Origin of the sequence: Achromobacter spanius (assembly GCF_039673305.1) — a bacterium.
In the GTDB taxonomy this organism is placed as follows: domain Bacteria; phylum Pseudomonadota; class Gammaproteobacteria; order Burkholderiales; family Burkholderiaceae_B; genus Achromobacter; species Achromobacter spanius_F.
The window spans coordinates 24,293-47,614 of sequence record NZ_JBDJLJ010000042.1 but is presented as its reverse complement, the minus strand read 5'-3'; the positions used below and the strand labels follow the sequence as shown (position 1 = coordinate 47,614).

Genomic DNA, 23,322 nt, shown 5'->3' with positions numbered 1-23,322 from the left:
GCGCAGCGTGGCCCGCCGCGAGCTGGACACGCTGGGGGATGCGCTGGGCTGGGCGCCCGCGCAGCTGCGCATCGTGGACGGCCGCCAGAACGAAGGCCCCGGCAACGCGCTGGCGGCCGTGCTGGAATACGCGGAGCTGACCGAAGTCTTCACCGCCTTCGGCGCCAAGGGCGTCACCGCGGAAACCGTGGCGCGCAGCCTGGCCCGCGAAGTGCGCGAGTATCTCGGCAGCGACGGCGCGCTGGGGCCGCACCTGGCCGACCAGTGGCTGCTGCTGCTGGCCCTGGCCGTGCGCGACAGCGGCGCGCCCGCGCACTTCACGTGCAGCGAGCTCACGGGCCACACGCTCACCAATGCCAGCGTCATCGAACGGTTCCTGCCCGTGTCCATCCGCCACGCCCCGAGCTCGCGCGGCCATCGCGTCGACGTCGCGCCTGTCTGATTCTGTCGCATCTCGCGCCGCACGGCGCGGGCCATCTGGTTTACAAACCTGGATAGGCCCGCGCCATCCGGCGCGCATCGACAGGAGCTCCACATGGACTTGCAGTTGACGGGTAAACGCGTGCTCATCACGGGCGCTTCCAAGGGTATAGGCCTGGCCTGCGCGGTCGCCTTCGCGCGCGAAGGCGCCGAGCCGATCCTGGTGGCGCGCGACGACGCGGCGCTGCACGGCGCCACGGCGGCGATCCGCTAACAGACCGGCCGCGAGGCCGACGCCGTCACGCTGGACCTGGCGCAGCCCGGCGCCGCCGAACGCCTGTGCAAGCAGGCCGGCCCCGTCGACATCCTGGTGAACAACGCAGGCGCCGTGCCAGGCGGCGCGCTGGACCAGGTGCAGGACGAGCGCTGGCGCGCCGGATGGGAACTGAAGGTGCACGGCTACATCAGCCTGGCGCGCCACTACTACCCGAAGATGCGCGAAGCCGGCGGCGGCGTCATCGCCAACATCATCGGCATGGCGGGCTCGGCGCCGCGCGCCGCCTACCTGAGCGGCACCGAGATCGACCACGACGGCGGCGAGCAATACGCCGCGCACGGGCGCTGACGCCCGCGGCGGCCGGCTGGCGTCAGGCGGCGGCCGCCTGCCAGCCCGCCAGCAGCGCCGGCAACTGGCGCATGTCGGTAAAGACGTGCGACACGCCCACGCTGCGCAGCGCCTGCGCGCCGCTGTGGCCATTGGCGTCCGGGCTGTAGCCGAACACCGTCGCGCCCGCCGCCACGCCCGCCGTGGCGCCGGTCACCGTGTCTTCGACGATGGCGCAGCGCCGCGGATCCACGCCCAGCGCCTGCGCGGCGGCCAGGTACACGTCCGGGAACGGCTTGCTGCGCGGCATTTCGTGGCCGCTGAACACCCGGCCGCCGAAGCAGTCGGCGATGCCCACCTTGGCCAGCTGCAGTTCCACCTTGCGGCGGTCGGCGCCCGAGGCCACCGCGATGCGGCCGTCCAGCACCTCGTGCAGGGCGCGCACGGCGTCCGGCGCGCCGGGGATTTCAAGCAGGTCGCGGTCCAGCGCATCGTTGCGGCGCTGGCGGAACTGGTCGAACCAGTCCTGCGTGATCGTGGCGCCGGTGCGCGCCTCGATCAGGGGCAGCTCATCCTTGACCGCCTTTCCGGTGAAAATCTGCATGGTCTCCGTGTGCGTGATGGCCCAGCCCAATTCGTTGAGCATGTCGGTCAGCACGCGGCTGGTGATGGGTTCGGAATCGACCAGGACGCCGTCGCAGTCGAACAGCACGGCGTCAAAGGGAAAATCAGTCATTGCGGGAAGCATCGGGAATATCCATGAAGCGGACAAGCATACTTCAAGCCCGCTGCCGCCCCTGGCGGACAGGCGGTCCGGCAGCAAGCAGCGGAGTGCGGCGGCGCGCGGCCTTGCGCTAGGCTGCAAGGCCGCGCATTTCGCACCTTGACCATGGCCACGCTCTCCTTCCAGCCGCTGGACACCTATGACTGGCCCCGCATCGCGCACGAGCTGGATGCCCAGGGCTGGGCGTTGCTGCCCGGCCTGATCGACCCCCGCGAGGCGCGCCGCTGGGCGCGGGACGCGATTGCCGCCGCGCGCCGGGCGCCCGCGCAGGCGGGCCACGGCGACCATTACGCGCTGCCCGATCCCCTGCCCGCGCCGCTGCGTCAGGTGCGCGCCGACCTGTACCGCCGCCTGCTTCCGGTCGCAAGGGCCTGGGCGAAGGCGCTGGGTGCGGACACGTCCTATCCCGACGACCTCGACACCTACACGCAATGGAACATCCAGGCAGGCCAACGCCGCGCGCTGTCCGCCATCCAACGGCTGCGCGCCGACGATTACCAGCCCCTGCTGATGCACGCCGACGGCGACTGCGTGTTTCCGCTGCGGCTGATCGCCCTGCTGTCGGAACCCGGCCAGGACTACACGGGCGGCGAGGTCGTGATGACCGAGCAACGCCCGCGCATGCAATCGCGCCCGATGGTCCTGCCCCTGCAATTGGGCGATGCGGCGGTGATCGCGACATCGCACCGGCCCGTCCAGGGCGCGCAAGGCCTGTATCGCGTGACAGACCGCCAGGCGGTCAGCCGCGTGCGCGGCGGCGAGCGCGTCGGGCTGGAATTGATGCTGCATGACGGCCCGTAGCGCCAGCGCCCCGATCAGTTTTCCGCCGTGATGTGGCCGTCGGCCACGACCTTGGCGAAGACGTCCGTCTGCGCCTTGATGAAGGCGCGGAACTCATCCTGGCTCATGGGCTGCACTTCGCCGCCCAGTTCGCGGATGCTGGCCACGAACTTCTCGTCCTTCAGGCTGCGCCCGATCGCCGCGGCCAGCTTCTGCTGCACGTCGGCCGGGGTCGCCGCCGGCACGAACACGCCAAACCAGTTCTCCAGCGCATAGTCCTTGAGCGGCGCGTACTCCGCCAGGGCCGGGATGTCCGGCGCGAACGAGGCGCGCTTTGCGGACGTGACCGCCAGCGGCTTGACCTTCCCGCTCTTGATGAACGGCAAGGCGCCCGCCAGGCTGACGAAGGTCAGGTCCACGCTGCCCGCGGCCACATCAACCAGCTGGGCCGATGCGCCCTTGTACGGCACGTGCACCATCTTGATCCCGGCCAGGGACTGCAGCAGTTCGCCGTTCAGGTGCTGCGGATTGCCCACGCCGCTGGTCGCGTAGGTCAGCTTGTCCGGATTGGCGCGGCCATAGGCCACCAGCTGCTCCACATTGGCCACCGGCAGCTTGGGATTGGCGACCAGCACATTGGGCACGCGGGCGATCAGCGCGATCGGCGCCAGGTCCTTGTCCGGCTGGTACTGCATCTTGCCCTTGAAGACCAGGGGGTTGATGGCCGTTTCGCCGGCGGAGCCCAGCAGCAGCGTCGCGCCGTCCGGCGCCGACCGTACGACCGCCTGCGCGCCCAGCATGCCGCTGGCGCCCGGCTTGTTCTCCACCACCACGCCCTGCGGCAGTTCACCGCGCAGGCGCTCGGCCAGCAGCCGGCCCATGCCGTCCACGCCGCCGCCGGCGGCAAAGGGCACGATCAGGGTGACGGGGCGGCCCGAAGGCGGGTCCGCGGCATAGAGCGGGGAAGCGGCAAGCGCCAGGACCGCGGCGGCGGCGAGGGTACGGATGGGGGACATGTCTCTCTCCAGTGCGGCCGGTTTCGTTGACGGCCGGGTTTTTACTTAATTGCATTTTATAGATGCAATATGCAAAACTGGCAGCTATGGAAAACACCAATGCCCCGCTGCCCCGCGCCAGCTTCGTCCTGGACGGCGTGCGCTACACCTGTCCGGACCTGCCCGCCCGGTACGGCGCGGACTATTTCCGGCTGCCCGTCGTGCTGCGCCTGCTGCTGGAAAACGCCCTGCGCAACATGCGGGGCGCGGAGCGCGACGCGGCCGTCGCCGCGCTGTTCGGCTGGCTGGAGCACGGCACCAGCGAAGCCGAGATCGCGTTCCAGCCGGGGCGCGTGCTGATGCACGACACCACCAGCACGCCCGCGCTGGTCGACATCGCCGCGATGCGCGACGCGCTGGCCGAGGCCGGCGTGGACCCGGCAGTCCTCAATCCCGTGCTGCCGGTGGACGTGTCGGTGGACCATTCGCTGGCGGTCGAGACCTATGCCCGCGCCGACGCGGCGTCCCTCAACCTGGACCTGGAACTGCGCCGCAACACCGAGCGCTACCGCTTCCTGCGCTGGGCGTCCAAGGCCCTGACCAACGTGCGCATCCATCCGCCGGGCACCGGCATCATGCACACCATCAACCTCGAGCAGCTGGCCACGCTGGTCTGCCAGCAGCCCGGCCCCGACGGCGTCGCCCTCTATCCCGACATGATGATCGGCACCGACAGCCATACGCCGATGATCAACGGCGTCGGCGTGCTGGGCTGGGGCGTGGGCGGCCTGGAAGCGCAGACCGTCATGTTCGGCATGCCCACGATGCTGCGCATCCCGGACGTCATCGGCGTCCGGCTGACCGGTGCGCTCGGGCCGGGCGTCACCGCGACCGACCTGGCCCTGACCGTGACGCAGCGCCTGCGCGCCATCCAGGTAGCGGGCGAGTTCGTGGAGTTCTTCGGCCCCGGCGCCGCCACGCTGCCGGCGGGCAGCCGCTGCGTGGTGGCCAACATGGCGCCCGAATACGGGGCCACCACCGGCTACTTCCCGATCGACGGCGAAACCCTGGCCTACCTGCGCCAGACGGGCAGGCCCGAGGCGCACATCGCGCGGGTCCAGGCCTACGCCGCGCGGACCGGCATCGCCCTGGACCCGGCCGCCGAACCCCGCTACAGCCGCGTGGTCGACATCGCGCTGGACGCGGTGCAGATGCACGTGGCCGGCCCCCGGCGGCCGCAGGACCTGCATCCGTACGGCGACACCCGTTCCATCCTGGCAGGCCTCGCCTTCACGCCCCGCACGCCCTGCGCGCTGCCCCGGCACGCCATCGCCATCGCCGCGATCACCAGCTGCACCAACACGTCCGACCCGCGCCTGCTGATGGCGGCCGGGCTGCTTGCCCGCAACGCGCGCCAGGCGGGCCTGCGGGCGGCGCCATGGGTCAAGACCTCGCTGGGTCCCGGTTCGCCGGCCGCCGCCGATTACCTGGCGCGCGCCGGCCTCCTGGACGACCTGGCCGCGGTGGGCTTCGATATCGTTGGGTACGGCTGCACCACCTGCATCGGCAATTCGGGGCCGCTGCCCGACGCCGTGCGCGACGCCATGGCCGCCGGGGCCGTCCACCCCGTCGCGGTGCTTTCCGGCAACCGCAACTTCACCGGGCGCATCCACCCCGACCTGGACCTGGGCTTCCTGATGTCGCCGCCCCTGGTGGTCGCCTTCGCGCTGGCCGGCGACGCCGAAAAGGACCTGAGCCGCGAGCCGGTGCAGGTCGCCCCCGACGGCCGCGCCGTCTACCTGAGCGACCTGTGGCCCGCCGACGCGGACATCGACGCGGCGCTGGCGGCGGGGCTGCGGCCCGGCGATTACCGCGCGGCCTTCAAGATCGCCAGCGCCAACCCCGCATGGCAGGCCTTGCAATCCCCGGACTCGGCGCGGTTTCCGTGGGACGACGCGTCCACCGCCCTGCGCCGGCCGCCGTTCGCCAGCATCGACGCGGGCAGCCAGCTTGGCCGCTACGTCGCGCATCCGCTGCTGGTGCTGGGCGACGACGTGACCACCGACCACCTCTCGCCCGCCAGCGCCATTCCGCCCGACAGCCTGATCGCGGACTTCCTGGTCGAGCGCGGCGACGACCGCAACGACCTGAACGTGTTCGCGTCGCGCCGCGGCAACTGGCAGGTCATGATGCGCGCCGCCTTCTACAGCAAGAGCCTGCGCAACCTGCTGTGCCCGGACGCCCCCGTGGGCCACACGCTGCACGCGCCCAGCGGCGCGCTGGAGCCGATCTGGGAAGCCGCGGCGCACTATGCCCAGGCGTCGCAACCCGTCGTGCTGGTGGCCGGCGAACGCTTCGGCACCGGCTCGTCGCGCGACTGGGCGGCCAAGGGCCAGCGCCTGCTGGGCATCCGCGCGGTGCTGGCGGTCAGCTTCGAACGCATCCACCGGTCCAACCTGATCGGCATGGGCATCCTGCCGCTGCGCCTGCCGGCCGGCGTCACGCCCGCCACCTTGCAGCTGGCTCCGGGCGACCGGATCGAGATCGATGCCCAGGCCGCGGCGCTGACTCCCCGCGCCGGGGTGCCGGTGCGCATCCTGCGCGCCGCCGGCGGCATCGAGGCGCTGAGCGCGACCGCCGCCGTCGAGACAGGTCTGGAGATCCGGCTGTTGCGGATGGGCGGCGTCATTCCCGCTATCCTGTCGGACACCCTGTCCTCGGCCGTCCATCGCCCATGAGCGCGCAAACCAATACCGTCACGAAAATCCTCGAGCTGATCCAGGAAGACCGCCTGCCCGAAGGCGCCCACCTCCGGGCGCAGCAGATCGCCGACCGGCTGCGGCTGTCGCGCTCGCCGGTCAATGATGCGCTGGGCATCCTGGAGCAGCACGGCGTCGTGGCGCGCAAGCCCAATCGCGGCTATTTCCTGCTGCGGGATTTCGACGCGATGGATCAGGCCCCCGCCGACCTCGCGCCCCCGGCGGCGGACGACATCGTGACGCAAAGCTATTTCAGGCTGGCCGACGAGCTGCTGCGTGGCGCGCTGCCCATGCAATGCAGCGAAGCCCAGCTGCGGACGCGCTACGCGCTGACCAACGCGCAGGCCCAGGCCCTGCTCGCGCGCATCTCGAACGAAGGCTGGGCGCAGCGACGGCCCGGCTACGGCTGGGAATTCTCGTCCATGATGACCACGCCCGACAGCCTGCTGCAGTCCTATCGGCTGCGCCTGGCGCTGGAACCGGCCGCGCTGCTCGAACCGGGATTCCGCATCGAAAAGCACGTGCTGGCGCGCTGCCGCGCGGCGGAAATGCACCTGCTGGAAGGCGGCATCGCCACCGATACGGCCGATCAGCTCCACGACCGCGGCGTGCGCTTCCACGAGTCGCTGGTGGAAGCGTCCGGCAATCCGTTCTTCATCGACACGATCAAGCGCGTCAACCGCGTGCGCCGCCTGCTGTCATACCGGTCCATGCAGGATCGCAGCCGCTACAAGCAGCATTGCGACCAGCATCTGGCCATCCTTGACCTACTGGAACGCGAGCGCAACGAAGAGGCGGCCGAGGCGCTGGCCAGCCATCTGCGCAGCACGCTGGACAACCTGGCCCGCATCAGCGGCATCCTGGCTTCCTAGGCCGCGCGACGCGGCCTTTTCCCCATCGACAAGAAGAGGTTTGCGCCATGCACGTCTACATCGGCTCCCGCACCACCCGGGAACGCAACGCCCGCGGCGACGGCATCAGCGTGTTCGACTACGCGCCCGACACCGGGTCGCTGACGCTCAGGCAGGTGGTGGGCGGCCTGCTCAACCCGTCCTATCTGCTGCCTCACCCGACGCTGCCCGTGCTGTACACCGTGCACGGCGACAGCGGCGAAGTCAGCGCGCTGCATCGCGACATGCGCGACGGCGCCCTGAAGCCGTGGCGCATGCAGGCCTGCGAGGGCCGCAATCCGGTGCACCTGGCGCTCGGACCCTCGGCCCGCTACCTGATGGTGTCCAACCACCTGACCGGCGCCCTGGCCGTGCTGCCCGTCGCCCCCGACGGCTCGCTCGCGCCCGTGTCGCAGACGGTCGCGCTGGCCGGCGAACCCGGCCCGCACCGCAAGGAACAGCCTCACGCCAAGCCGCACTACAACCTGGTCGATCCATCCGGCCGCTACGTGGTGGTGCCGGACAAGGGCCTGGATCGCGTCTTCCTGTATGGGCTGGACGCGGACGGCGTCAGCGCGGAACCAGCCTGCGTCGCAGCCACGCGCGAGGGCGCGGGGCCGCGCCACGCCGCCTTCCACCCTTCGGGGCGCTGGCTGTACGTGGTCAATGAACTGGACAACACCGTCGCCGCCTACACGCTGGAGGCAGGCGCGCTGCGCCCCTTCCAGGTGCTGACCACCCTGCCCGACACCTGTACCGGCAACAGCCGGGCCGCCGGCATCGCCATGGACCGGCACGGCCTGCACCTCTATGCGTCGAACCGCGGCGACGACAGCATCGCCGTATTCCGCGTGGATCCGGCCAGCGGCAGGCTGGCCCCGCTGCAGCACGTCCACACCCACGGCAAGACGCCCCGGTTTTTCACGCTGTCGCCCGACGGCCGTTTCCTCTTCGCGCTGAACGAAGACAGCGACACCCTGCAGCGCTTCCACGTCAACCCGGCCGACGGCACGCTGGTGCGCGACGGCTACGAACTGCGCATCGGCAGCCCGGTGTGCATGGTGTTCGCCCGCCGCCAGGCCTGAGCGCCGGCGTCAGAAATCCATCGACGCCGACAGCATCAGCGTGCGCGGCACGCCCTGCGAAATCGTGCCGTAGGACGCCACGCCCGACCAGTAGGCGCGATTGGTCACGTTCACGACATTGGCGCGCAGCACGACGTCCTTGCCCTGCACCTTGACCGCGTAGCGCGCGCCCACGTCGAACGTCGTCCACGACGGCACGGACTGCGTGTTGGCCTGGTTGATGTATTCGCTGCCGGTGTGGACCATGCCGCCCGTCAGCGTCAGCCCCGGCACCCACGGCGTATCCCATTCCGCCCCCAGGTTGACCGACACCTTGGGCACGCCCACGGGCCGGTTGCCCAGCGTGGCGCGGCTGTTGGTGCGCGTAAGCTCCGCGTCCAGGAAGGTCACGCCGCCCAACAGGCGCAGGCCGCGCAGCGGCTCGCCCGACACGTTCAGCTCCAGCCCGCGGTTGCGCTGTTCGCTGTCCGCGCCGTACACGCCGTTGGTCAGCTGACCGCTGGGCTTGGTGATCTCGAACGCGCTCAGGGTCACCATGGCGTTGTCCAGCTCCACCTTCACGCCCACTTCCTTCTGTTTGGCCTTGTACGGCTTGAAGACCTCGCCCGCGTTGGACGCGGTGGCCGGCGCCACGTCGCCCTTGCTCAGGCCTTCGATGTAGTTCGCGTAGAACGACACGTTGCTCCACGGCTTGACCACCAGACCCGCCAGCGGCGTGGTCGCGCTTTCGTCGTAGCTGACGGTGCGCACCCCGGTCGTGCCGTTGAAGTTGCGCGACTCGATGCGCTGGTGGCGCACGCCCAGCGTAAGCTGCGCGCGGTCGTCCAGGATGCTCATCGTGTCGGCCAGCGCCAGCCCCGACAGGTCGGACGACGACACCTTGGGCACATTGGCCGGCGCCGGGATGTGCTGCTCCGGCCGCGTGATCGGCCGGTAGATGTTGGACGTCAGCGGCGTGCCGTTCACGCTGGCCTGCAGATTGCGGTCGCTGTACAGGCTGCCCATGAAGTTCACCGAATGGCGCACCGGCCCGGTGTCCAGCTTCGCGCGCAATCCCGCGTTGTAGGTGGCGCGGTTGACCTCGAACCTGAAATTGTTCGGCGTCACGACCGTGTCGCCGGCTTCGTTGACGATGGTGGGCGTCTGGTCGGACAGGCGCGAGACGGACGTGTCCGAGCCGCCCGCGTCCGCGAACACCGTCAGGCGGTCGCTGATGTCGTATTCCACGCGCAGCAGCGCGGACTGGCCGTCCGACTTCCACCAGCCCCACGGCTGCGTGGCGTTGCGGCGGCCGTCGGGCGCGCGGGGCACGTCGATGCCCGCCGCAACCAGGAAGGGCCGCGTCGGCGCATCGATCTTTTCGTTCTGGGTCAGCAGGTCCAGCGACGCGCGCAGCCGTTCGCCCTGGTAGTCCAGCGACAGCGCGCCGATGTCCGTGCGCGAATACATGTTGTCCAGCGGCGTGTCGCCCTGCCGGTGCATGCCGTTGATCCGCACGCCCCATTCGCCCTCGTTGCCGAACCGGCGGCTCAGGTCCACCCGGCCGCCGAACTGCGAATCGCCCACATAGTCGGCCGACAGGCGGGTCAGGTCTTCGGGCAGCGACCGCTTGGGCACCATGTTGATCACCCCGCCCACGCCGCTGTTGGGCGACATGCCGTACAGCAGCGCCGCCGGCCCCTTCAGTACCTCGACCCGCTCGATGTAGTCCGTGAAGACGTGGTAGTTGGGCGCCACGCCATAGACCCCGTCGAACGCGATCTCGCCCAGGTTGCCTTCGCCGATGGGAAAGCCGCGGATGTAGAACGAATCCGTCACGCCGCCGATCTGGCCGGTGAAGCGTACCGACGGCTCGACGTTCAGCGCATCGGCCAGCGTCACCGCCTGCCGGTTTTGCAGCAGCTCGGACGTATAGCTGGTGACGTTGAACGGCGTATCCATCACGTCGCGGTTGCCCAAGAGGCCCAGCCGCGCGCCGCTTGCCACCTGTCCGCCGGCGAACACCGGCGGCAGCGCCGACGGGCTCACGCCGGCGCCGTCGACGGTCACCGCCGGCAGCACGGTCGTGGCGTCGCCGGACGCGGACGGCAGCTTGCGCAGCGTATAGGCGCCGCCGCCCTGTTCCGACAGGGCATAGCCCGAGCCGGCGAGCAGGCGATCAAACCCCTCGCGCACCGTGTAGGCGCCATTCAACCCGTCGCTGTGGCGTCCCTGCACCATGGCCGGATCGAATGACAGCGGCACGCCGGCGGCCGCGGCAAAGCCGGCCAGCACGTCGCCCAGCGGACCGCCCGCGATGGCGTAGGGCTTGCGCGCGCCGGCTTCGACCACTTCGGCGGCGGCGGCCAGCCCCGGGACGGCTGCCTGGGCCAGCAACGGCAGGCCCAGGCCCGCGGCGCGGACCAGCGCCGCGACGGGCAACACGGCGGCGATGCCACGGGACGGGCGCGGCGAACGGGAGAGTCGGGAAACCATGAAACGATCCTTCGTTGGAGTCTGGGTGGCGCGCGCATGTCGCGACGGTTCACCCGGTACACCGGACGAAGCGGAAAAAAGTGTCAGCCGGTCCGCGATTAATTTGTAACCGCGGCGCGCGGCAGGATGGCGGTCCACAACGGCGTCACCCGGCTCACCCGCACCGGCAGGGTCTTTTCCAGGAGATGCAGGCTGGCGTCGATGTCGTTCAGCGGGAACGCGCCCGACACCCGCAGCCCGGCGACGGCGGGGTCGCAGCGCAGCACGCCGCGCCGGTACCGGCCCAGCTCATCCACCAGGTCCGCCAGGCGCCAGTTCCGCGCGGCAAGCATGCCGTCCGCCCAGGAGGCCGACGACGCATCGGCGGCGGCCGGCGGCGCCGCTTCGCGCGACGTGAAGACGGTCTGCTGCCCCGCCTGCAGCACCAGCGGCGCGGCGCCTTGCACCGCGGGCCGGACCTCGACCGCGCCGTCGAATACCGCGATGCGCACGCTGCCGCCCTCGTCGCGCACCATGAAACGTGTGCCCAGCGCGCGCAGGGATCCGTGCGTGGTCCGGACGATGAACGGACGATAGACCGGCGCGGGGTCGCGTCCCGTCGTCAGCAGGATCTCGCCGGCCCGCAACCACAGCAGGCGCTGCTGCGGCGTGTAGTCGATGTCGACGGCGCTGGACGTGTTCAGCACCAGCTGCGTGCCGTCGGCCAGCGCCATGCGGCGCTGCTCGCCGGTCGCGGTGCGCAGGTCCGCGCTCCACTCGCGCCAGGGCAGCTCGCGCCAGCCCAGCCACGCGGCCGGCCCCAGCGCCAGCAGTCCGGCCAGCCCGAGCAGGGCCTGCAGGCGTCCGGCGCGGTCCGCCCGGCGCAACGCCTGGCCCCCGACGGCGGGCGGCACCTGCCCGAACCCGCGCAGCATTTCCTCGGCGCGCCGCCAGGCGGCCTCGTGCGCGGCGCTGCGGCCGCGCCAGCCGTCAAACGCCGCCCGGTCCGACGCCGACAGGGCCTCGGACTGGAAGCGGACCAGCCAGCCGGCGGCTTCCTTCAGGATGGCCGGATCGATGGCGGCGCTCACGGCGCGTCGGCCTGGTAGGCCATCAGGCAGGCGGTCAGCGCGGCCTGCATGTGGCGCTTGACGGTGGACAGCGACACGCGCTGGCGCAGCGCGATGTCGTCATAGCCCAGGCCGTCGAACTGCGACAGCACGAAGATCTCGCGCGTCCTGGCGGGCAGCGACCGCAGGGCGGCATCGATGGCGTGCAGCGTCTCCAGGATCAGCGCCCGCGCCTCCGGCGACGGCGCCTCGGCCGCGGGCAGCTGCGCGATGGCGGCCAGGTAGGCGTCTTCCAGCGCGCGGCGGCGCCAATGGTCCACCACCAGGCCCTTCGCGATGTGCGCAAGCAGCGCGCGCGGCTCGGCGCCCGCGTGCTCGCGGCGGCGGCCGGCCATCAGCCGCACGAAGGTGTCGTGCGCCAGGTCGGCGGCGTCGAAGGAGCTGCCCAGCTTCTTGCGCAGCCACATCGACAGCCAGCCATGGTGTTCACGATATAGCGTCGTGACGGTGTCCGCGGGGGGAGATTCCGGCGCAGGCAAGGCGCACCTCGAGATCTATTGCAAATAGGAATTGTTATTATTTTATATGAACTCCGGCCGGGGAGCCGCAAGCGCCGCCCGATTACCACGGCCAAGGCGCCGGGATAGAATCGATCGTCTCCGGCTACCTCCCCGACCACCATGCAGAATGATCCGTCCGTGCCCCTGTTTCTAGCCGGCGGCGGCGACATGGCTGCGCGGGTGGCGCGCCACGATTGGGCGGCCACGCCGCTGGGTCCCATCGACGCATGGCCCGCCGCGCTGCGCATCGCCGCCAGCATGGTGCTGTCGTCCCGGTTCCCCTGCTGCCTGGTCTGGGGTCCCGGACTGATCACCATCTACAACGACGCCTTCGCGCCCATCCTGGGCGCCAAGCCGGACGCCCTGGGCCGATCCTTCAGCCACATCTGGAGCGAAGCCTGGCCGCAGATCGGTCCCATCGCCGCGCGCGCATACGCCGGCGAGGCGACCTTCATCGAAGACTTTCCGCTGGAAATCCACCGCTACGGCCGCGCGGAAATGGCGAACTTCACCTTCTGCTACAGCCCGGTGCGCGACGAGCACGGAAACGTCGCGGGCATGATCGACACGGTCATCGAGACCACGGCGAGAGTCAGCGCCGAGCGCGCCCAGGCCGAGGCCCTGCGCCAGGCCGAAGACACGCTGCGGCAAAGCCAGAAGATGGAAGCCGTGGGCCAGTTGGCGGGCGGTTTGGCGCACGACTTCAACAACCTGCTCATGGGCATTTCCGGAAGCCTGGAACTGCTGAACCGGCGCCTGGCGCAAAAACGCCACGACAACCTGCAGCGGCACATCGATGCGGCGCAGGGCGGGACCAACAAGGCAGCCGCCCTCACCCGCCGACTGCTCGAGTTTGCGCGCCGCCAGCCCCTGGACCCCAAGGCCGTCGACATCAATCAGCTGATCCGCGGCATGGAGGACCTGATCCGCCGCAGCGCCGGCCCCGCCGTCACGCTGGACATCGCATGCGCGCCGGACCTCTGGCCAGCCTGGGTAGACCCCCATCAACTGGAAAACGCCCTGCTCAACCTGTGCCTGAATGCCACGGATGCCATGGCCTCCCACGGCACGCTGGGCATCGAAACGCGCAACCTCAGCCTGCCCGCCGGCCCGGCCCGCGAGCGCGGACTGGACGCCGGCGACTATCTGCTGCTGCGCGTCACGGACACGGGCTGCGGCATGTCGCCGGAAACGGCGCAACGCATCTTCGATCCTTTCTTCACGACCAAATCGGCGGGCCAGGGAACCGGGCTCGGCCTCTCGATACTCTACGGCTTCGTGCGCCAGTCCGGCGGACAGGTGCAGGTGCAGTCGCAGCCAGGCAAAGGCACGGTCATGACGCTCTACTTTCCCCGGCATCGCGGCAAAGTAAGCGCGACCGAATCCGCGGCCCGCAACGAACCGCCGCGCGCCGAATTGGGACAGACCGTGCTGGTTGCGGAAGACGAACCCTCGGTTCGCGCCGTCACCGCCGAAGCGCTCAGGGAATTGGGTTATGCGGTCATCGAGGCCGCGGACGGCGCCAGCGCCCTGAAGCGGATTTCCAGCGACATCAGGCTGGATCTGCTGATCTGCGACCTGGGCCTGCCCGGTGGCATGAACGGGCGCCAGGTGGCCGAAGCGGCCCAGGCGCTGCGGCCCGGGCTGAAGGTGCTGTTCATTTCAGGCTATGGCGCCAATGCGCAAGGCGCCAACGGAGCGGACGCCGCCGATCCGGTGTTGCCCAAACCCTACGCCCTCGAGGACCTCGCGCGTCACGTGCATGCGCTGTTGCGCGCTCAGCTGTCCGGCCCGCGCCCCGACGCCCAGATCCAGAACAGGCCAGCCCCGGACACCAGCATGGCGAACAGCAAATAGACAAAACAGATCAAGAGGCCAAAGAAATAATACCGGTCATAGGCGCTGGCCGCCCACCATGCGGTGCCCCCATATACCGCCATGACGAAAAACGGCAGCCATAGCACCGCGATGCCGGTCCGACGCCAGCCGGGCGTGTTCCAGCGCGGGAATTTGCGGGGCCTGGCGCGCAGCAGCAGCGCCAGCGCGGACAGCGCCGGCAGCAGGAAAGCCAGCACCGCCAGCACCAGCACGCCCGCGTCCAGAAATGTCGTCACGAACTCCCGCAAGTTCATCTCCCCAGACGGCGCGCGTCGGCGGCGCCGTTGGGGAATTTATACACGAGCCGCCCTACAGCTTGGGCGCGTAGCGCACGGTGAGCATCACATTGCGGGGCTCGCCGTAGTAGTTGTTGCTGGATAGCGTGTTGTAGGACGGCACGTAGTACTTCTTGTCGAACACGTTGTTCAGGTTCAGCGCGAAGCTCAGTTCCGGCGTGGCCTGATAGCCCACGCGCGCGTTCCAGATCGTGAACCCGGCCAGCTTGAATTCACGGTCCGAGCTGATCGTCTGCGTCTGCGCATTGACGCCGGCGCCCACGCTCAGGCGGTTCCACGCGCCCGGCAGCCTGTAATTGGCCCACAGGCGCAGCATGTGCTTGGGCGTCCAGGTATTGAAGACCTGGCCCTGGTTGTCGGGATCCTGCAGGAATTTGGTCGTGTTGTAGGTGTAGCCGGCATACAGCTCCAGGCCCCTGACCACCTCGCCGGAAATCTCGGCTTCCACACCCTGGCTGCGCACCTTGCCGGCCGCGCGCGAGCAATACCAACCGCCGCATGCAAAGCCCGCGTCGTAGTCATTGACGGCGCGGTTCTTGTGGTCGTAGCGGAACACGGCCAGCGTGGTATTGACGCGGCCGTCCGCCAGCTCGCCCTTGACGCCCACCTCGTAATTGTTGCCCTCGATCGGCTTGAGCAGGCTGCCCGACACGGTGCGCTCGGTCTGCGGTTCGAACACCGTGGTGTAGCTGGTGTAGACCGACCAGTTTTCGTTCACCGAATACACGATGCCGGCGTAGGGGATGAAGCGGCCCGTGGTGGTGGACGTCGTGGTGCTGCCGCCGCCGCTATAGCTGTAGTCGTACCAGCCCAGGCGTCCGCCGCCGATCAGCGCCAGGGACTCGGTGGGCTTGACGCGCCACGTGCCGTAGATGCCCTTCTGCCGGATGTCGTAGGAACTGCGCGAATCGTAGCCGCTGGCCGCGGCGATGGAATCGATGTCCTGCCAGGGGCGGTGATGGTCGATGTCGAAGATATTGCCGCCGTCCTCCCAGGCGCGCGTGAAGCGGTCGCTCGTGGTCAGCTTGGAATAATTGGCGCCCACCACCACTTCCTGCTCCATGCCCCAGCCGGTGAAGTTGCCGGCGACCGACATATCCAGTCCGCGCTGCTTGCTCTTGAAGTCGACGCCAAAATTGCCGTAGGAAATCTCGCTGCCGTCACGCTGCACCGGGCCGGTGACGCGCTGGTGCACGGTCGTATTCTTCTCGTTCATCGCGACGCCGGCCAGCCTGAAGCGCCAGGCCTCGTTGAAGCGATGCGTCACGTCCGCGTTGAAGATGGTCTGGTCATTCTTCGCGCGGTTCCAGGTGGAGCCCGTGTAGGTCGATCGGGGCAGGTCGATGCTGCCACCGTCTTCAAAGCGGGGATAGCCCACGAACATGGGCCGCGAGCGGCTGTACCGGTTGCTGATGCCCAGGCCCACCGTGGTGTTATCGGTGATGTCATAGTCCAGCGCGGCGTACATGTTGCGGGTCTTGTCCCACACATAGTCGATGAAGGAATGGCTTTGGTCCTCATCCAGCACCATGCGTCCGCGCAGCGTGCCCGCTTCGTTCAAGGGACCGCCGGCGTCCAGCGTCAGGCCGTAGTGATCCCAGGACCCGGCCTTGCCCGTCACCACCACGGACGGCTCCGCCCCACCCCGCTTGCGCACCAGATTGATCGCGCCCCCCGGGCTGCCCGCGCCTTGCAGCAGGCCGGCCGCGCCGCGCAGGATTTCCACGCGGTCATAGAACACCAGCGAATCCTGTTCCCAGTTGCCCAGGCTATAGCTGTTGCGCAGCAGGGACACGCCGTCGTACTGCAGCAGATCCACGGGGAAGCCGCGCGAATTGATCGCCACGCCGGCGCCCACGCCCTGCACGCCCACCATGCCGACCGTGTTGTTGACGGCATCGGGCAGGCTGGTCATGTCCTGATCGTCCATGCGCTGGCGCGTCAGGACGGTGATGGATTGCGGAATGTCCTTCAGCGCCTGCGGCGTCTTGCCGATGGTGACCGCCGGCGACGTGTACGAACCCGTGCCTTCGGTCGTGGTCTGGTAGCTGCCCGTCACCGTGACGGGCGCCAGCGTCGCGGCCTGGTCGGCGGACGCCTGCCGCAGGCGGTATCCGCCCTCGGCGCGCGCCACGGCCTGCAGGCCCGTGCCCGCAAGCAGGCGCTCAAGCGCCGCATCGACGGTATGGGTGCCCGACACGCCGCGGGTCGTGGCGCCGGCCGTCAGAGCGGGATCGGATGCCACCATCACGCCAGCCTGCACACCGAATGCGCCCAGCGCCGCGCTGAGGGGCCCGGCGGGAATGCTGAAGGCGACGGCGCGCGGCGCCTGCGCCTGGGCATGCACCGCGGCCGGCCACAGCAGGGAAGCCATGGCCAGGGGCGCGGCGCAACGCAATGCGGCGCTCAACGCCGTGCGGCGCAGGGGAAGGCGGGCAAACACCGCGGCGCTCGCGGCGCGGACAGGACGAGATGACATGAAAGGGTTCCCAGGCTCATGAAGGTCGGAGCAGCCTCGAGGCCGGGCTGCTTTTTCTACATGAAGCGCGAGATCGGGATATCCGCCGTTGCTGTTACAAAAAAGGCCGGCGGCGGGGCCGGCAGCGATCAGGCGAGGCCCACGGTCACCCAGTAGCGGGTGTAGCGACGCACCCGCACGGGCAGGATCTCCTGAAGCATGGCCAGCACCTTGTCGGTGTCGGCCAGCGGGAAGGCGCCCACCACACGCAGGCCGGCCGCCGCGCCGGTGCAGTTCAGCACGCCGGGGCGGTAGCGTCCCAGTTCGTCCAAAAAGTCCGACAAGGGCATTTCGTCGGCGATCAGCATGCCCTCCAGCCAGGCCGATACGCCCGCCTGCAAGGGCGCCGCGACGAATCCGCCGCCAAGGGTGAATTCCGCCTGCTCGCCGGCCTGCACGCGTCGCGGCACGGCATCCTGCGCAAGGCCACGCACGTCCACCGCGCCCTCGAGCACCGCCACGCGCATGCGGCCCGCTTCCAGATCGCGCACCAGAAAGCGCGTGCCCACCGGCGTCAGCACGCCGCCGCGTGTGCGCACGGCAAACGGCCGCCCCATGGGGTCGCGGGCGGTCGTGACCAGGATCTCGCCTTGCAGCAACACCAGTTCGCGCAGGCTGGCGGTATAGCGCAGATCCACCGCGCTGCCGGCATTCAGCGCCACTTGCGTGCCGTCGGGCAGCGTCAGCGACCGGCGTTCGCCGGTGCCGGTGCGCAGGTCCGCCGACAGGCGGCGGATCATGTCGCGCTCGCCCACCGCCCATGCGCCCAGGCCCACGCCGACCGCCGCCGCCATCAGCCGGATCGCAGCGCGCCGCGACTGGATCAGCGGCGCCTGCAGCAGGGTTCGCGAAGCCACCGCCGGCCCGGCCTGCGCCACCCCCGCAGCCACGTCGCGCGTCAATGCGCCAAGACGCTGCCACGCCAGCTCGTGCGCGGGTTCCTCCCGCCGCCATCGTTCGAAACGATCCCGCGCGGCGGGGCTTGCGTCCTCGCGCAGGCGCGCCCACCAGTCGGCGGCCTGCCGGATCACCTTGGGGTCGATGGCGCCGGCTTCAGGCGCGTGCGGCCGCAGCAGCTTGGCGTTGTCCATGAAGCGTCGGCTCAGCCGTACACGGCCGTGTAGCAGTGCACCAGCGCCCGCGCCAGCGACTTTTGCACGGCGTTGGGCGTCAGGCCCAGCTGCTGGCCGATCTCGGCGTAGGACAGGCCGTCGATCTGGGCCATCAGGAAGATCCTGCGGCTGGTCATCGGCAAGGCGTCGAGCAGCTCGCAGACCTGTTCCAGCGCTTCCAGGATCAAGGCGCGCGCTTCCACGGAAGGCTCGGTGGGCGCCGGCTGCAGCGCCAGCGTCTCGGCATAGGCGGCCTCGAGCGCCGCGCGCCGCGCCCGGCCGATCAAGAGGCGCGTGGCGATGGTGCGCAGATAGGCGCGGGGTTCGTTCAGCGGTTCGCGGACGTTGGCGCGGATCAGCCGCTCGAACGTGTCGTGCGCCAGGTCCGCCGCGTCGGAGGCATTTCCGAGCTTGCGTTGCAGCAGGCCGCGCAGCCAATGGTGATGAGCCAGATAGACGGACTGCACCTCTGCGCGAGAGGCGATGAAAGAGGATGGCATGACGACCCGGCCCGGCGTCGCCGCCAGAGATCAAGACAAAATGAAAATGATTCGCAATTATAGATGCGGTTTTTGTCTTTGCAAGGCGCCGCGCCGGGAGGACGCTGCGTGCCGCCGGACGCTAATAGTCCATTGGGACATGGCTTTGCGCGGTCCGGATCTCCTGCAGGTGGCGTTCGGCCTCTTCGCGTTCCAGGGCGGGCGGCAGTGCGCGCCAACTGACGAGATTGCCCGGTGTCTTGACCGGCATCCAGCCCAGCACGCTGTAGAGCGATATCGCGGTGTGGCCCGTATCCAGCCGCGTTTCGTAATAGCCCTGACGGTCCGGCGCGGTATCGCCGGGCGTCCAATCCAACTGAGACATCCGTGTCTCCTTCTTGGTGAAGCTTATGCTCTTGCGCGCGCCATCCGCGCAGGGGCGGCGTTATGTATGCCTGATCGTATAGCGTCCCGATCCGGTTGTCCTGCCTCAAACCGTCGGTATTTTTGATTCTTGACAGAGGGGAATCCCTAAGCATCCCTGGCAACCCGGATTGCTAAAGCACGATTGCAGGCGCTAGGATGCGGCAACGTTTTTTTCAACCCCAGGAGGCGGAGCAATGCGCCGGCCAACCGGGAATGCGACGGCCATGCCGAAATCGGTCTTCCTGCGATACCCGAAAGATCGGCTGGCCGCCCTGGCAAGCGCCAATGCCCTGCGCGCGATCCGCGAAGGCCTGCTGTGGACCCTGCCCTGCCTGCTGGTCTCGGCGCTGTTCCTCATCCTGTCCGTCTGTGCCCGGCTGCTGGGCCTTCCCGACGACATCGCCGACCTGCTGGCGGGCGCGCACCGCAAGCTCTCGGCCATCATGCCGCTGCTTGCCGGCATGTCGATCGGCTACATGCTGTCCATCCGCCACCGCCTGCCTCACCTGCCCACGGCGCTGCTCTGCCTGTCGTACGTGGTCATCGCCGAAAGCCTGCTGGCGCCCTATCCGCGGGCGGCGTCCACCCTGATGCTCTTCATCGCCATCGTCTCGCCGCTGGCGACCGTGCCGCTGATGGCGTGGCTGCATCGCCGCCGCTGGACCCAGCTTGCGCCGGACGGACTCATTGGCGAAAACGTCCGGGACTCGCTGAACATGATCGTGCCCGGCCTGCTGACGGCGGGCCTGGTCATCGCGCTGCTTTCCTGCGCCCTGCGCATCCCCGCCGTCGCACAGTTCGACATCCCGCTCAGCGTCGCGTCGCTGGACAACCCGTTCGCGTCCGGCGCCCTGATCGCCGCATTGAACTCCCTGCTGTGGTTCTTCGGCATCCATGGCGCCCAGGCCATGGCGCCCATCATGGATGTGCTGGACCAGGCCACCCAGCTCAACGCGACCACCGCGGCGGCCGGCTATGAAAGCGTCTACGCGCTGAACGGCACCCTGCTGGGCGCGTTTGCCTTCATCGGCGGATCGGGCGCCACGCTTTCCCTGGTCGCGGCCATCCTGCTCTTTTCGCGCAGCGAATCGCTGCGGCTGCTGGCGCTGGCCAGCATTCCGGTATCGCTGCTGAACGTCAACGAGATGCTGCTGTTCGGCCTGCCGCTGATCCTCAATCCTCGGCTGCTGCTCCCGTTCGTGCTTGCGCCGGTCGCCAATGTCCTCATCGCCGTCGCGGTCGTGCAGCTTGGCTGGCTCCAACCGGCGACGGTCGCGCTGCCGCTGACGTCTCCCGTGCTGTTCAATGCCTACATCGGCGCCGGCGAACACCTGGGCGGCATCGTGCTGCAGCTGATGCTGGTGGCGCTGGGGGCCTGCCTGTACTCGCCCTGCGTGATCGCGCTGGAACGCCAGCGCAAGGCCGACGCCACGATCCATTTCAGGTCGCTGGACACCACCTTCCCGCAGCTCCAGGAAGAATCCCTGCTGTATGCGCACGACCCCCTGGCGACGTCGTACGCGAACCGCGCGCGGCGGCGGGCCGAGGTCTCTCGCATCCGCGCCATCAGCGAATACGACTTCTACCTGGAATTCCAGCCGCAGGTGTCGCTGAGGACCGGCCTGTGCACCGGCTGCGAGGCCCTGCTGCGGGCAACCGGCCCGGAAGGCACGCAGCAGGCGCCGCTGGAATTCCTGCGCTGGCTGGCGCAGGCGGACCTGATGCGCGAAGTGGACCTGTGGGTCGCCCGGCAGGCGGTGCGCCAATGCCTGGCGTGGCGCGCGCAGGGCTTCACCCTGCCGATGACCATCAACGTCACCAGCGGCACGCTGACCACGCCGTCCTTCCTGGACAAGCTGATCGATATCCTGGCGCAGGCGCAGGGCCAGGTTTCGGTGGAACTCACGGAAGACGCGCTGGTCGAGGACGCGCAGGTGCTGCACACGGCGTTTTCCCGCTTGCACGGCATCGGCGCGCGCGTGTACATCGACGACTTCGGCACGGGCTATTCGGCGCTGAGCTACCTGCACCAGTTCCAGATCGACGCCGTCAAGATCGACCGCAGTTTCGTGCTGGCGCAGAGCCACGACCGGGGCGCGCTGGTCATGAGCGGCCTGCTGCGGTTCTGCGAGGCGCTGAACCTGCAGATCATCGTCGAAGGCGTGGAAACGGACGGGCAGCTGTCGGCGCTGGCGTCCAGCGCCGAGATCATCGTGCAGGGCTGGTACTACAGCAAGGCGATACCCGGCGAACACATCGTGGAATTCGCGCGGCGGCGGCAGCAGATGCCTGCCGCGCCGGCGCATCCCGCGGGCGCCGCGGCTACTTGATGCCGATGAACGGCATCGCCGCGCCAGGCACTTGCGTGGCCGGCAGCACGCCGTCCCACTTTTCGACGGCGTTCAGGCTCACCAGGTTGGTGTTGGCGGCCAGCGCCTCGGCCTTGGCGCGGATGGACGCCGCTTCCGCCTCGCCGCGCATGCGGATGCCGTCGGCCTCGGCCGTGAACTGCTGGCGGCGCGCGTCGGCTTCGGCCTTGGCCTTGACCACCTGGATCTCGGCGTTGATCATCGCCGTTTCCTTCTGCTGGCGCGTGGTCTCGATCTGCACCTGAGCCAGCATGCGCTGTTCGATCGAATGCTCGTAGGCCTGCGAGAAGCCCACTTCCTCGATCTGCACGCCCACCACCTGCACCGGCGCGCCTTCCATCGTCTTGAGCACCGCGTTGTTCACGTCCAGGCCCAGCTTCTGGCGTTCCTGGATGGCGCGCACGGCGGTGTACTGCCCGAACACGTTCTTCACCGCGTCCGGCGTCTTGCGCTCCAGCACGCGCATTTGCAGATTGGAGATGGTGCCGTATTCGGAATAGAGCTCGGCCACGTGCTCGGGCGGCACGCGGTACGTGACGGACACGCGCAGCGTCGCGGGCTGCTGGTCGTAGCTGTAGGCCTCGAGCTTTTCAAACACGAAGGTGTGGTCGCGCACGGACACCGTCATCACGTTGTCGATGAAAGGCGTCTTGAAGTCCAGGCCCGGCTCGGACACGCGCACCAGCTTGCCGTTGCGCAGCACCACGCCGCGCTCGCCCTGGTCGACCTGGAACCACGAGCCGAAGGCGATGAACAGGATCAGGAGAAACAGTATCCCGGTGCCGACGGCGACCTTGATGCTGCGCGGCTTGACCGCGCCGATTGTCTTGACCATCTGGATGTCCGTCGGCTTCATTTCGAATCCCTGTCTGTTCTTGTTCGTTTACGGTCCGAGAGCACCGCCGCGATGCCGCGAGCCAGCAGATAGGCGACCACGGCCGCCCCCACCAAGATCAGGAAATACCTCATCGCGCGTCCCCCCCGGGAAAGAAGGTCCGGATTCTATCCCGCACGGCCAGGCCCGCGGCGCGCGCTTGCCGACGGAATGTTCCGATACGTTTCCGGACGTTTCGACGGAGCGGAATTCGGGAGAATCAGGCGCCGTAGCAGCGCAGTCCCAGGCGCGACAAGGCGTCCGGATACTCCCAGAATGCGTGGTCCAGCTCCTCCATTTCCTGCTGCTCTTCCTCGGTCATCGCGCCGTAGATATCGTTCAGCTGGACCACCTCGGGCGAGGCCTCGAACCGGTCGATCAATCCGCGCATGCGCGACAGCACGTCCAGCATGTGCACCGCCCCGATCCTGCGCAGCGCCCGCAGGGCCAGTTGGCAGGTCTCGTCCCCCCAGTTGCAGAGAAACTGCATGAAGCCGCCGTTGTTGATGTCGGCTTCCATGCGCCACAGCGCCACCAGCTCGCGGTCCGTGCCCGACAGGCGGTCAAGCTTCCAGTCGGCGGCCTGCAGCGCCGCCATGGCCTGCTCATAACGCTGGTCCCACAGCAGGTCGTGCACGTTCAGCATGCCCTGCGCCGAAGGCGCCAGCAAGGCGGGCCACACCACGCCATGTCCGTCGTCCACCAGTTGCCATTGTTCGCGCTGGGCCGGCGACGCCTCGTGCAGGCGGATGTGGCGCCTGATCGGTTCCTCGATCCGCCGGCCATCGGCCAGCGTCAGGATGAGGTGCGTGTCGTTCAGCGCGATGGAGGCGATGCGGTAGTCAACGGGCGTCATGCGGCGGTCCGGCGGAAAATGGAAAGCGCACGAAACTACCGGAACGGCGTCCTGCTGTCGAGGCGCCCGGGCCGGCGGCCGCATCGCGCCGCATCCTGTTACCCGGGCCCCAA

At 69.0% G+C, this 23,322-nt stretch carries 19 protein-coding genes and 1 pseudogene; 8 read left to right on the top strand and 12 right to left on the bottom strand.

The genetic code is table 11. The annotated features are described in order from the left end of the window. Both ABE485_RS23660 and ABE485_RS23655 read left to right on the top strand, forming a co-directional pair. Positions 1–442 (top strand): RNA 3'-terminal phosphate cyclase (locus ABE485_RS23660; protein WP_346517687.1); only part of this gene is annotated, 442 nt, incomplete at its 5' end. A gap of 93 nt (positions 443–535) precedes the next feature. Further along, a pseudogene (locus tag ABE485_RS23655) lies at positions 536–994 on the top strand (SDR family NAD(P)-dependent oxidoreductase); the annotation flags it as partial. A 73-nt stretch (positions 995–1,067) separates the two neighbouring features. Here the strand turns inward: ABE485_RS23655 and ABE485_RS23650 are convergent. Further along, a complete protein-coding gene (locus ABE485_RS23650) occupies positions 1,068–1,760 on the bottom strand; it encodes an HAD family hydrolase (protein ID WP_346517686.1) in 693 nt (230 codons plus the stop codon). 153 nt (positions 1,761–1,913) lie between these two features. Between ABE485_RS23650 and ABE485_RS23645 the strand changes: the two genes are divergently transcribed. Further along, positions 1,914–2,609, top strand: coding sequence for a 2OG-Fe(II) oxygenase (locus ABE485_RS23645; RefSeq protein ID WP_346517685.1), 696 nt, complete (start codon positions 1,914–1,916; stop codon positions 2,607–2,609). A gap of 14 nt (positions 2,610–2,623) precedes the next feature. Here ABE485_RS23645 and ABE485_RS23640 read toward each other — a convergent pair whose 3' ends face one another. Next, positions 2,624–3,604 carry a Bug family tripartite tricarboxylate transporter substrate binding protein gene (locus ABE485_RS23640; RefSeq protein WP_346517684.1) on the bottom strand — a complete coding sequence of 327 codons (981 nt, stop codon included), beginning with the start codon at positions 3,602–3,604 and terminating at the stop codon, positions 2,624–2,626. Positions 3,605–3,690: 86 nt separating this feature from the next. Between ABE485_RS23640 and acnA the strand changes: the two genes are divergently transcribed. From acnA to ABE485_RS23625, 3 genes are read left to right on the top strand one after another with little or no spacing between them, the layout of a single operon-like run. Then, positions 3,691–6,321 (top strand): aconitate hydratase AcnA, encoded by a 2,631-nt coding sequence (gene acnA / locus ABE485_RS23635; RefSeq protein WP_346517683.1) that lies wholly within the window; start codon positions 3,691–3,693, stop codon positions 6,319–6,321. Continuing rightward, complete coding sequence (locus tag ABE485_RS23630) at positions 6,318–7,214, top strand: GntR family transcriptional regulator (protein ID WP_346517682.1); 897 nt, start codon at positions 6,318–6,320, stop codon at positions 7,212–7,214. Before acnA ends, ABE485_RS23630 begins: the two co-directional genes overlap by 4 nt. Positions 7,215–7,261: 47 nt before the next feature. Beyond that, positions 7,262–8,317 carry a lactonase family protein gene (locus ABE485_RS23625; protein ID WP_346517681.1) on the top strand — a complete coding sequence of 352 codons (1,056 nt, stop codon included), beginning with the start codon at positions 7,262–7,264 and terminating at the stop codon, positions 8,315–8,317. Positions 8,318–8,326: 9 nt separating this feature from the next. On the opposite strand, the gene ABE485_RS23620 is transcribed toward ABE485_RS23625, so the two are convergent. From ABE485_RS23620 to ABE485_RS23610, 3 genes are all read right to left on the bottom strand, one after another. After that, positions 8,327–10,792: a TonB-dependent receptor gene (locus tag ABE485_RS23620; protein WP_346517680.1), complete on the bottom strand. Its 2,466-nt coding sequence runs from the start codon at positions 10,790–10,792 to the stop codon at positions 8,327–8,329. A 98-nt stretch (positions 10,793–10,890) separates the two neighbouring features. Then, positions 10,891–11,862, bottom strand: a complete 972-nt coding sequence (locus ABE485_RS23615) for a FecR domain-containing protein (RefSeq protein ID WP_346517679.1) — start codon at positions 11,860–11,862, stop codon at positions 10,891–10,893. Further along, entirely contained in the window at positions 11,859–12,380 is a 522-nt protein-coding gene (locus tag ABE485_RS23610) for a sigma-70 family RNA polymerase sigma factor (protein WP_346517678.1), read from the bottom strand. Before ABE485_RS23610 ends, ABE485_RS23615 begins: the two co-directional genes overlap by 4 nt. A gap of 159 nt (positions 12,381–12,539) precedes the next feature. Here ABE485_RS23610 and ABE485_RS23605 point away from each other — a divergent pair, with 159 nt between their 5' ends. Next, complete coding sequence (locus tag ABE485_RS23605; protein WP_346517677.1) at positions 12,540–14,258, top strand: ATP-binding protein; 1,719 nt, start codon at positions 12,540–12,542, stop codon at positions 14,256–14,258. Here ABE485_RS23605 and ABE485_RS23600 read toward each other — a convergent pair. From ABE485_RS23600 to ABE485_RS23580, 5 genes are all read right to left on the bottom strand, one after another. Continuing rightward, positions 14,180–14,515 (bottom strand): hypothetical protein, encoded by a 336-nt coding sequence (locus ABE485_RS23600; protein ID WP_346517676.1) that lies wholly within the window; start codon positions 14,513–14,515, stop codon positions 14,180–14,182. The two genes, ABE485_RS23605 and ABE485_RS23600, sit on opposite strands and share 79 nt — an antisense overlap. 73 nt (positions 14,516–14,588) lie before the next feature. Beyond that, positions 14,589–17,054, bottom strand: coding sequence for a TonB-dependent siderophore receptor (locus ABE485_RS23595; protein WP_346517675.1), 2,466 nt, complete (start codon positions 17,052–17,054; stop codon positions 14,589–14,591). Between the two features lie 128 nt (positions 17,055–17,182). Continuing rightward, the gene (locus ABE485_RS23590; protein WP_346517674.1) at positions 17,183–18,184 is read right to left on the bottom strand and encodes a FecR domain-containing protein; all 1,002 of its coding nucleotides are present in this window, start codon (positions 18,182–18,184) and stop codon (positions 17,183–17,185) included. Between the two features lie 11 nt (positions 18,185–18,195). Further along, positions 18,196–18,705 carry a sigma-70 family RNA polymerase sigma factor gene (locus ABE485_RS23585; protein WP_346517673.1) on the bottom strand — a complete coding sequence of 170 codons (510 nt, stop codon included), beginning with the start codon at positions 18,703–18,705 and terminating at the stop codon, positions 18,196–18,198. A gap of 121 nt (positions 18,706–18,826) precedes the next feature. Then, positions 18,827–19,069 carry a hypothetical protein gene (locus ABE485_RS23580; RefSeq protein ID WP_346517672.1) on the bottom strand — a complete coding sequence of 81 codons (243 nt, stop codon included), beginning with the start codon at positions 19,067–19,069 and terminating at the stop codon, positions 18,827–18,829. 265 nt (positions 19,070–19,334) lie between these two features. Here ABE485_RS23580 and ABE485_RS23575 point away from each other — a divergent pair, with 265 nt between their 5' ends. Continuing rightward, positions 19,335–21,440 carry a PTS sugar transporter subunit IIC/EAL domain-containing protein gene (locus ABE485_RS23575; RefSeq protein ID WP_346517671.1) on the top strand — a complete coding sequence of 702 codons (2,106 nt, stop codon included), beginning with the start codon at positions 19,335–19,337 and terminating at the stop codon, positions 21,438–21,440. On the opposite strand, the gene ABE485_RS23570 is transcribed toward ABE485_RS23575, so the two are convergent. Together ABE485_RS23570 and ABE485_RS23565 are read right to left on the bottom strand one after the other, a co-directional pair. Beyond that, entirely contained in the window at positions 21,433–22,335 is a 903-nt protein-coding gene (locus tag ABE485_RS23570) for a prohibitin family protein (RefSeq protein ID WP_346517670.1), read from the bottom strand. The two genes, ABE485_RS23575 and ABE485_RS23570, sit on opposite strands and share 8 nt — an antisense overlap. Positions 22,336–22,573: 238 nt before the next feature. Beyond that, positions 22,574–23,209, bottom strand: coding sequence for a DMP19 family protein (locus ABE485_RS23565; protein ID WP_346517669.1), 636 nt, complete (start codon positions 23,207–23,209; stop codon positions 22,574–22,576). Between the last annotated feature and the right edge of the window lie 113 nt (positions 23,210–23,322).